Source organism: Psychrobacter halodurans (assembly GCF_017498075.1).
Lineage (GTDB): Bacteria > Pseudomonadota > Gammaproteobacteria > Pseudomonadales > Moraxellaceae > Psychrobacter > Psychrobacter celer.
This window is the reverse complement of record NZ_JAGBKN010000026.1, coordinates 23,150-33,703: the sequence shown is the minus strand read 5'-3', so window position 1 is coordinate 33,703 and position 10,554 is coordinate 23,150. Positions and strand designations below refer to the sequence as shown.

Annotated in this window: 7 protein-coding genes; 3 read left to right on the top strand and 4 right to left on the bottom strand. The window is 47.2% G+C overall.

The window, feature by feature from the left end; all coding sequences use genetic code 11:
• Window positions 1-395: 395 nt before the first annotated feature.
• The 4 genes from J3491_RS10310 to J3491_RS10295 form a co-directional block, all read right to left on the bottom strand.
• Entirely contained in the window at window positions 396-1,298 is a 903-nt protein-coding gene (locus J3491_RS10310; RefSeq protein WP_243456341.1) for an ABC transporter ATP-binding protein, read from the bottom strand.
• A gap of 15 nt (window positions 1,299-1,313) precedes the next feature.
• Window positions 1,314-2,300, bottom strand: coding sequence for a FecCD family ABC transporter permease (locus J3491_RS10305; protein WP_207970142.1), 987 nt, complete (start codon window positions 2,298-2,300; stop codon window positions 1,314-1,316).
• 69 nt (window positions 2,301-2,369) lie between these two features.
• A complete protein-coding gene (locus tag J3491_RS10300; protein ID WP_207970141.1) occupies window positions 2,370-3,227 on the bottom strand; it encodes a heme/hemin ABC transporter substrate-binding protein in 858 nt (285 codons plus the stop codon).
• A gap of 227 nt (window positions 3,228-3,454) precedes the next feature.
• Window positions 3,455-4,588, bottom strand: coding sequence for a ChuX/HutX family heme-like substrate-binding protein (locus tag J3491_RS10295; RefSeq protein WP_207970140.1), 1,134 nt, complete (start codon window positions 4,586-4,588; stop codon window positions 3,455-3,457).
• Between the two features lie 415 nt (window positions 4,589-5,003).
• On the opposite strand from J3491_RS10295, the gene J3491_RS10290 reads away from it, so the two are divergent.
• The 3 genes from J3491_RS10290 (at window position 5,004) to J3491_RS10280 (ending at window position 10,481) form a co-directional block, all read left to right on the top strand.
• The gene (locus J3491_RS10290) at window positions 5,004-7,181 is read left to right on the top strand and encodes a TonB-dependent receptor plug domain-containing protein (protein ID WP_207970139.1); all 2,178 of its coding nucleotides are present in this window, start codon (window positions 5,004-5,006) and stop codon (window positions 7,179-7,181) included.
• A 113-nt stretch (window positions 7,182-7,294) separates the two neighbouring features.
• A complete protein-coding gene (locus J3491_RS10285) occupies window positions 7,295-8,557 on the top strand; it encodes an HmuY family protein (protein ID WP_243456339.1) in 1,263 nt (420 codons plus the stop codon).
• A 190-nt stretch (window positions 8,558-8,747) separates the two neighbouring features.
• Window positions 8,748-10,481, top strand: a complete 1,734-nt coding sequence (locus J3491_RS10280) for a multidrug ABC transporter permease/ATP-binding protein (RefSeq protein WP_207970138.1) — start codon at window positions 8,748-8,750, stop codon at window positions 10,479-10,481.
• Window positions 10,482-10,554 lie beyond the last annotated feature (73 nt).

Genomic DNA, 10,554 nt, shown 5'->3' with positions numbered 1-10,554 from the left:
GTCAATTCATTCTAAAAATGACATAGCGCTGCTGGGATGAATTTTGCGCAGCCTCTGTGATAACAGCACGCAAGTAAAATTTATACCAGTAGCGCATTTAGATTTATAACAATTTTAATTTGAACTGACTATATCTAGTAAATTGAAGACACACCCTAATCAGCTATTAGGGCAATATTAGCTTTTTATTTCAATGTGACTATTCGATTGAACATAAAATGTGCTCTGATATTTTTTATATACTCGATCCTAAATAAAATTGGCAGGCAAGAGACTATATGCCACGTGCTGCTGGTATTTGTTTGACGCAGCATCGAGCGGTGTAGGCACAGCACACAAGAAAAACAAACACCAGTCGCGCTGTAGCTGTTTTAAAGTAGATTGACTGTATATGGTTATACAAACACCACACCATCTTCGGTCTGATGCGCCTTGATATCGACATCATAGGCAGCGCTGAGTCGTTGACGGGTCATTACCTCAGTAGGCGAACCTTGGGCAATAACTCGCCCACCGTTTAGTAGTACCACCTCATCGGTATAGCGATGGGCATGAGTCAAATCATGCAGCACTACCAAGATACTTTTGCGCCGCTCATGTACCAGAGTGTGTAAATAATGCAATAAAAAACGCTGATGGCGAATGTCAAGATGGTTGGTCGGCTCATCAAACATCATGATTTTGGTATCTTGCATCAGTGCCCGCACGATAGCCAAGCGCTGCTTCTCCCCGCCTGATAAGGTTTGCACACGGGCATCGGTTAGATTTGATAGCTCAAAATCTTGCAGCAAGGTTTGCGCGCGTTCGACATGGTGGCGATTTGGCCGCTGATACCAAGCAAGGTTTGGCGAGACGCCCAATAGCGCATAATCAAGCACCGTAAGCGGCAGCTCAAAACGCTCATGTTGCCCAACCCAAGCGATATGACCATCACGCATCATCTCATCGATAGGCTGGCCTTGAGCTGTGATATACCCCTGTGTTTTTAACGCCATCCCAGTATGCTGACCCAATACTGTATGCAATAATGTGCTTTTACCCGCGCCATTGGGCCCGATAAAGGCGACGAGCTTTTGGCTTGGCACGGTTAGCTTGTCTATTTTTAACAGCACTTTATCACCATGCGAGATATGAATATCTTGCATCGACAACAGCTCGCTTGCTTTCTCATGACTTGTATTATTATTTTGACTCGGTCGCTCTGTTTGCTCTGTTTGCCCTGTTTGCATTGACCGTACTGGCCGCACGGGTTTTGCTGCCGCAGCGCTGCGTCCACTGTGAAAAAATGAATCAAGCATAGTTACTCCTATCAATTAACGGCGGCTACTGCGCACAAACAGCCAAATAAAGAAGGGGCCACCGAGTAGCGCTAAAACGATGCCAACAGGCACATCCACCGGATAAGCAACATGCCGCGCTGTGCCATCAAGGAGTAGTAATAATATCGCCCCAAGCCAGCCCGACCAAATCATCAGCCGCATACGCCCGCCGCCAAACAAAATAGCCAGCAGGTTGGGCACCATCATGCCAATAAAGCCGATGACGCCGGCTAAGGACACCGCCGCCCCTGTCAATAATGCCGAGGCAATCACTACCAGGCAGCGCACCACTCCCACCTTGATACCCAAGGACTTAGCAGCAGCCTCCCCTAGCATCAACCCATCTAACTGCCGCCCTAATGGCAATATGATAGCCAGCCCCAAGATCATAGAAACGATCGCATAGCGCAGCGGCACAAACCCCGCCTCCGCCATACTGCCCGACAGCCAATTGGTCGCCGAGCGCAGCACCATGTCATCAGACATAAATAAAATCAGACTGACCACGGCAGCACAAAACGCACTGATCACAAACCCCAATATCAGCAGGCCCATCTGACCGCCGCCCAAAAATCGATGACAAGCGAGAATAAACAAACACACCAATACGCTTCCGCTAAAGGCAGCAAGCGGTATGCCAACGCCGCCAAACCCCAATGCCAATACCAGCACCACCCCGAGCGCTGCCCCGCCTGATGTACCGATTAGGCTCGGATCGGCTAATGGGTTTTCAAACAATGCCTGCAGCGCCGCCCCGCTGACAGACAACGCCATACCGACCAACAATGCCGTCACCACGCGCGGATAGCGCAGTTGCCAGATGGTGTCATCCAGATGGTTGGGGCTGGACCAGTCGCCAAAACCAATACCAAGGGCCAGCCAAATCAGTAGCAGTGATATGGCCGCCGCCAGCAGATAATAAAGGCTGTGCTTGTATTTGCTTGATAATGCAGGGGTCGGTGCAGTCAGTGTATTTGCCATGAAAAGTATCGTTTTATGTGGATAAGGATTCAGTGAGTATATTTGCTTGATTTAGATTATTTACTTAGGCTATTTTGCGAGCGCATTGAGCTTTTTTAGCACTTCAGGTGACTGTAAGCCATAACGCAAAAAATCATCGGCTGGCCAAAAATGGACGCCGTCATTTTTACCTGCTGTACTGGCAGCAACCTCAGGACGCTTACTAAACTTGCTGACACCGCCAACGACGGCCTCATTATGCTCGGCAATGATAATCACATCAGGCTTAGCGGCCAGCCAGCCTTCTCTCGACAAGGGCTTTAGCCCCGATACGTTGGCGGCATTTATTCCGCCCGCACGGCGAATCAGCTCATCGCCTACCGTGCCCTTACCAGCGACAATACGGCCATCGTAACTTAGCAGATAGCGCTTACCGGTTTTTGCCATAGGACTCATCCCTGCCTGCCAACGCTTGGCTAGCTGCGACCCAGCAGCTTTTTTATCGACATAATTACCGATGGATTTGATACTACTGGCAAAGGTACTGACTTCTTCTTTGGGTGCGACATTGACGGCCTTAACCTTAAGTCCATTTAGGCGCTGATAGATACTCGCCGGCTGTACCATATAACTGCCGAGTGCCAAGTCAGGCTTGACCGCCAGCACTGACTCGGCAGTGATATTACGATGCATGCCCACAGCGGGCACGCTCTTTAGCGCCGGATTTTTATTGGTTGCATCTTTGCCCACCAGTTTATCGGTCGCTCCTAGCGCCACGACCACATCGGCGACATCGGGACTCATGGCGACGATACGCTCATAAGCTTGAGCAGAAAGCGTTGGCACGGCCAATGCACCAAGGATGGCAGCCGTACTTATAGCACCACGGGTACGTTTTTTATTAATAACTGAGTGCGTGAGTGTTGTTTTTGATAAGGCAGAAGACATACGTATTCCTAATTTACTAACGTAAAAAATGACCCTATAGCCAACTCAAAACAAAATGGTTATAAATTTAAGCACGCTACTAGTATAAATTTTCCTTGCTTGCTGTGGCTACGCTGCTCGATGCTGCGTAAAATTCATACCAGCTGCACTGTATCGGTTTTAAAGTGAATCAACTATATCAGCCATTAATGTTAAATAATTATCCAAGATTGATTTTTATAACTGGTCTATGCACTTTCTGCTTCAGCCATGACTGCTGGCGCTAACGCTTCTGCGTAGGCATGTTCGCCGACAACATTAGCGACTATTTGCTGCCACTCAGCCAGCTCAGGCGTGCCTTCGAGTCGTTGACCAAACACGCTAAAGACACTCGACCCCTGATTATCAAAGCCTTCAATACAAGTCACGATGCCATCTTTGGTTGGACGCTTGACGCACCACACTTGCGCCAAAGCTTTGTCTTTGAGATGCAGGGTAAAGTCGTTATGGTCTTTGTCTAAAATATTAAACCAATCCCCTATGCGCTTCAGCGTCTGCACCGTACCCGTCTGAATCTGCACAAGTCCACTATTACCGACAAATATCATAATCGGGCATTTGGCATCACGGGCCTGCGTAAATACCGCCTCGACAGCGCTAACCTCAAGCTGCTGCGTCATCTGCTCTGGCGCTTGACGGTAGCTGCTGGCACGGTCGATATCGAGATTTTTTAATAGTGAGTGAAACTGATGCACATCTGTCATTGCTTGCCAGCCTTGTTGGAGCTGCGTGCGTGCGCCTTCATCCAGCGCCTTGTAGCGCCAATTACTTAGCGGCGCTTGTACCTCTAACGTCAGCGTCTCTGTATTTACCGTCTGCAGCTGCGCCGCAATCAGCGCCTGCCAATGGCTGATATTCTCATCACTTAATTCGCGCAGATAGACTTTATCAATCGCCGCTCCCTGACCGTTATAAAACTGAATGCTATAAGACGGTTTGCCTGTGCGACTGGTATCGGTGACCGCCAGCATATGCTGCCACTGCCACATAAAAAACCGTAAATCCAAACCACCAACATTGAGCGCCAATCCCATCTTTTCGCCGAGTTTTAAATTGTGATACGGCGCGGTTTTTTCATGTACGGCCAGATCGTTTCTGACGATACTCTCAACACTGCCAAAGCGTGCAAACTGCTGTAATACCGTTTTGCACTGATCTCCGATGTACTGACTGTAAGGCGATGCGAGCATCAGCTCAAACTCGCTGACTCCCAATGCCGCCGCCCCTTCTGTCGGAAACAGCATCGGCGTGTTTGCTTTTAGTGCTTGGTACTGTTGCCACAGCTCGGTATTTTTTGTGATTAAAGATAACGGTTGACTCATGAGGGTCTCCATAAAATAAATAATAAAAAGCCAATCATCTCGCTATATACGCAAAGAGATAAACGGCTGAATAATAATCACCGCCTTTGGCCAAATCTATCTGACTAAATCAAGCAAAATGGCAGCGCTCCATGTTTGCGCTTATCGTTTTTTTCAGGTGGTATTGAACGGGAATGATTATGGCAACATTTTTTTAGTTTGTAAATAGAAATAATTATCATTTACATGTTGATAATTATTATCGTTTGAAATATGATGTCTGAGCTTTGTTACTCGCATTGAGGTTTTAAGTAACAAAACCTTGAAGGATTAAATCGCTGATAGCCGCTTATTTTGTTGTTTTGATAAATAATTTTAATAAAGCAGAGCGTCAAACCTCTCTGTTTTTGCTTTTTTTATAAAGGTTGTCTTACTTATGTCGATGTCCCCACTTCGCTCTTATTTACCAGATACCCGCTTCTCTACTCATTTACCACAGTGGCGGCAGCGTGCTTTGGTCACTAGCATTGCCTTGGCATTATCTGCGTTGGCCCCTGCCAGCGTCCAAGCAGCAGATTTTGTGGACGACACTCCTGAGCTTACCGATGATACTGCCCTGCCGAGCGTCCGTCTCGACCCTATCGTGGTGACCGCCACACGCTCTGAGCGTGCCTTAAGCGATGCGCCAGTCGCCATGCAGGTACTTAGCCGCCAAACGCTCGATGACAACCATGCCCATACCTTAAAAGAAGCACTGGCGCTCTTGCCCAATGTTTACTTACGCGAAGTTCATGGCAAGACAGGCTATGAAGTCAGCATGCAAGGCTTCACCGGCGATCAGGTACTGGTGCTCATCGACGGCTTACCGATTACCGCCAGTACGGGATCGACGGTGAATTTAAATCAATACATGAATATGGATATCGAGCAAATAGAAGTGGTACAAGGAGCGGCGTCAGCGCAGTTTGGCAGTGCGGCCATGGGCGGGGTGATTAATATCATCACCAAGCCTATCGGCGCAGCGACAGGACATATCACCACCGAGATCGCCAGTAATGGTGAGCAAAACCCTTCAGGTAAAGGAATAGACGCCAACAAACGCTATGTTGAATCCAGCGTAGAAGGCGCTTTAGATAAAGAACAACGCTTTCACGCTCGCCTATCAGGCTCGTATTTGGACAATGACGGCTTGAGCTTAGATCATAAAGCGTGGCCCCGATTAAAGGACGCCAGCGAGCAGTCGCAAGTCAGTGCGCGCCTGAGCTATCACCCTGATGGTAAAGGCATGTCAAACGATAGCAATAGCAGCGACGATAGCCGAGTGGTCAAAAACACTCAGTATTGGCTAGAGGCCAGTCATTATAAAGAAGAGGATGTCAGCCGCTTCAATTATTATGTGGCGCCGCGCTATTTGGCACAGCAACGAGATGAGCACATTACTAAGCAGCGCTTTAGTGTTGGTGCGCGCGCTGATATCACGCCGCATAAGAATGATCGCAGCAAGACGTATCGACTGTCCGCTCAAGCGCTGCACGAGGACTATCAAAGCGAGTCTAATACCAAAACCCAGCAGACCATCACCAGCGCCCGTGATACCGACATCAGTACGACATTGGCGCAAGCGCAGCTCGACCTACCGGCGTTGGTACTATCCGATACACACAGCCATCTTATCCAAGTCGGGGGTCAAGTCCAACAAGACACGCTTAGCCAAACCAAAAACCAAGTCAGCGAGTTGATCAGCGATGAAGTCAGCCGCGATGTCGGTGAGCTATACCTACAAGACGATTGGCTGATTGGTGAAAATTGGGAAATCTTAAGCGGTATTCGCTATCAAAACGATGAAGACTTTGGTGATCATATCGCGCCAAAGGTATCGCTCAAATACAATCATTTAGATACGAGCGGTCGCGAGCACATCTTGCGCGGTAGTATCGGCGGCGGTTATCGCGTGCCAAATCTAAAAGAACGCTACTACGTCTTTGATCATAGCAATTTAGGCTATAAAGTGCTGGGCAATCCCGACTTGCAGCCAGAGACCTCAACCAGTTACCAAATCGGCTATCAAGGTCAGCTGAGCGATAATGTCAATTTAACGGTCAATGGTTTTTATAATGACGTTGACGACCTTATCCAAACCGACGAGGACAACGCGACCTTTGATGGCAATATCGCTGTTTATAAATATATGAACGTCGATAGCGCCAAAACCTATGGCGGCGATATCGGTATCGACTGGCAAGTGGACGAGCGCGCCAAACTACAAGCCAGTTATGCATATCTCAAGACCCACAATAATGTCACCGATACCGAGCTGACCTATAAGCCCAATCACAAGGCTATGCTGGCACTTGACTATCAAATCAACGACAAGCTACAGCTGATTCCGCGCCTCAACTACGAATCCAAGCAGCTCGTCAGCACCAGCGCACAGACATATTCGCCGTCTTGGTGGACGCTCGATAGCAAGCTCAATTATGACATGACGGCAAACCTGAGCCTATACGCAGCGATTAATAATATCTTCGATGTACAGCGGGATGTCACCGATGCCAGTGACTATCGCCCGATCGACAATCGTGAATGGCTACTGGGCGCCAGCTATCACTGGTAAGCCCTTGCCCGCACTTATATTAAAGCAACTTTTGTAAAGCAATTGTTTAAAAAACTCTGTCTATAGCGCTGTTTTTATCTTTAGCCAAAACAATAACCATCAAGGAGCCTGACATGACCAAACCCACCCTAGCAATGAGCACCAAGCCGACCAAATTGGCATTACTTTTTAGCAGCAGCCTATTAGCCTTTAGCATGACCGGCTGCGGTGGCGGCAGTGATGGCTCGAGTAGTGGCAATAACGAAAATAGCGATAATGCTGGCAGCACACCGCCTGCCAGCATTGCCAGCTTTAGCGAAACCGCCACATGGCAAGTCACCAACCTAGCACCTGATAGTGCCACTTGTTATGACTTTGATGCCAAAGCTGAAAGCTCATGTGACGGCGATACATGGGATATTAAGTTTGAAAACCAAGCACGTTCGGTCAAGCTTTGGTCCAATAGTGGCGACTCTGGCGCAGGCATGGGCGGGGTTTTTGGCTTGATCGACTGGTCTGATTTGAGCCGTTATACCAATGCCACCCTTGACCCTGATACAGGCCGTGACATCAGCCTGCACTATAATGAAGACCGCAGCGGCGGGGTGTTTACTGCCAAGCCTTGGTTTGAGTACAAATTACAAGGCAATCATCAGCTATATCCCAACAACCGTGTCTATCTTGTCACCACAGACAGTAGTAGCGCCATAACAGACAGCAGCGTCCAGCAGCCGATCTATGCCTTGCAGATTACCAACTACTACAATGATGCTGGAAAATCTGGCTACCCAACCATTCGCTGGATTGATACGGCGCTACCAAATCAGGTACAGACTCAAACCATCAACGCCACCAGCAATGATAACTGGGTCTATTTTGATTTAACCACAGGAAAAAGTAGCACCGATAAAAACAGCGCTTGGCAGATTGGCTTTAAGCGTAATGATGTGATTTTAAATGGTGGAGATTCGGGCAGTGGTAAAACCGGCGGTTATCTTGCCGCCACACCAGCAGGATATTATGATGCAAAAGACGAGCCTATTGTCAGTCAATTTATCACCGATGGTAGTGCAGCGACCTTAACCGACCTCATCAGCACAGCAGACTACGACAAGCCGCTAAGCGCCAGAAGCTGGGTGATTGACAGTAAAGGCTCGGATCTCAACCCTGCGTATACTGGCAATTTCCCGAATTTGGATTTTGGCTGGTATACCTACAATGGCATGACCCATCAGCTAAATGCCAAACCGCTTAATAGTGCTCAAGGCGCCCTTATCAGATCTGCTGAAGGCAACAGCTATGCGCGTGTGCGTCTAAATAAGATCAATTATCCTGATAGCACAGCGACGACGGCGACCTCATGGGAGTTTAAACTAGACATTCAGCCGGCTTCTTAGACTTTATTTTCCACCCATTTACAGAGCAAGGAAGCGAGATAAAAAGTTATTTTATATAGCTTCTACTTGTCATAGCTTCTATTTATATAGCCTGTATTTGTTTTTCATCAGCGTTCAGCCTTATAAGTATCTATAGGGCGAACGCCCATCTTCTTTAAAACCATCAAAAACGTATATTTATTGAGTCTTTATGCCCCCTCGCGCTGCTTCTTTATATCATATGATTTGGGCGAATTATCGTCTCGCTTTTTTCAAAGTCATTCTGCTAAATCTGATCAATGCCGCTGTCAGTGTCGGTATTATTGCCTATATCAATTACACTTTTATTAGTCAGCCTGTATTTGATACCTTATCTTGGCTCAGCGTAGGGCAGTTTTCCCTGCTAGTATTGTTACTGTTAGTGACGACTTATTTGTCGCAATATGCATTGACACGATTGGGGCATCGATTTGTCTATGAGCTACGGACAAAACTGGTCAAACAAATCATCGATACCACCGTTCTTCAGATAGACCATTTGGGTAGCGCACGCTTACTTGCCAGCTTATCCTCAGATATTCAATCAATTACCGTTGCTTTTGTCCGTATGCCAGAGCTGGTACAGGGCATTATTTTATCTGTGGGCGTTGGACTATATTTGGGCTGGTTGTCGCTGCCATTATTGTTCATTGTCATGTTTTGGATTGTGATGACGATTTGGATAAGTACCATATTGGTCAAGCATGTCTATACGCATTTGACAGAACTACGCGAAATCAATGATGACTTATACCAAGATTATCAGTCCATCATAGAAGGGCGCAAAGAGCTAGCGCTCAACCAACACCGAGCAGAAAAACTGTATACAGATGACTTTTTGCGACATGCTAAGGCCTATGAAAAGACCGTAACCAAGTCTGATACCTTTCATTTATCAGCGGTAAACTGGTCCAATATTATGATGTTCGCATCGATTGGTATCGTGTTTGCAGTGGCCAATTATCTTGATATACCGATGGGGGTTGCCACTACTTTTTCTTTGACAATCTTGTTTATGCAGTCGCCGCTCCTACATGCGGTTGGGGCTTATCCAACATTGCAGACCGCTCAAGTGGCGTTAGAAAAAATACAGTCTTTAGAATTGGCCGAGCACCAGCCAAGCTTTGCGACAGAGACTGTTGCACAGAACTGGCAGTCTATAACTCTAAATAATATCCATTATCGCTATGTAGGCAGTAGTAGTCATAAACCAGATACATCCACTGATGATAACATTCAAAATAACGATAGTGATCAAAATCATCCCAATAATATATTAAAGGCCGTCAATCTAACCTTGCAACGAGGCGATGTGGTTTTCTTAATCGGTGCGAATGGTAGCGGTAAATCTACCCTTGCCAAAATCATTACTGGTATCTTTACCCCTACCACAGGGACAGTACAAGTCAATGGACAGCGTGTCAATTCAGAGAACAATGCCGATTTTAGACAGCTGTTTTCTGCCATTTTTAGCGACCAGCATCTATTTAAGCAGCTGATTGGAGATCAAGGTAATGAGCCTGATGCGGTCCTAGTGTCTGATTGGCTGCATAAGCTTAACCTGCAAGATAAAGTAAGCGTGTCTGACCATAAACTTTCCACAGATAAGCTGTCACAAGGTCAGCGAAAACGCTTGGCAATGCTAATTGCCGTCGCTGAAAAAAAAGACATATTACTGCTCGATGAGTGGGCGGCCGACCAAGATCCTGCCTTTCGCCGCGTGTTTTACCAGACACTTATCCCTGAGTTAAAAGCCATGGGTAAGACCCTGTTTATCATCAGTCATGATGATAGTTATTTTGAGCATGCTGATCGATTGCTACTGATGAAAGCTGGCCGACTGATAGAGCTAAACGCTGAAGAACGGCAGCGCGCCAGCATCGACGCCATTGCGATGCTCAAATAAATGACGCGCGCTTGGCACGATACGCACTACTCGCAGTGGTCGTTACTTCTATAGTCAACCCGATATAAAAACG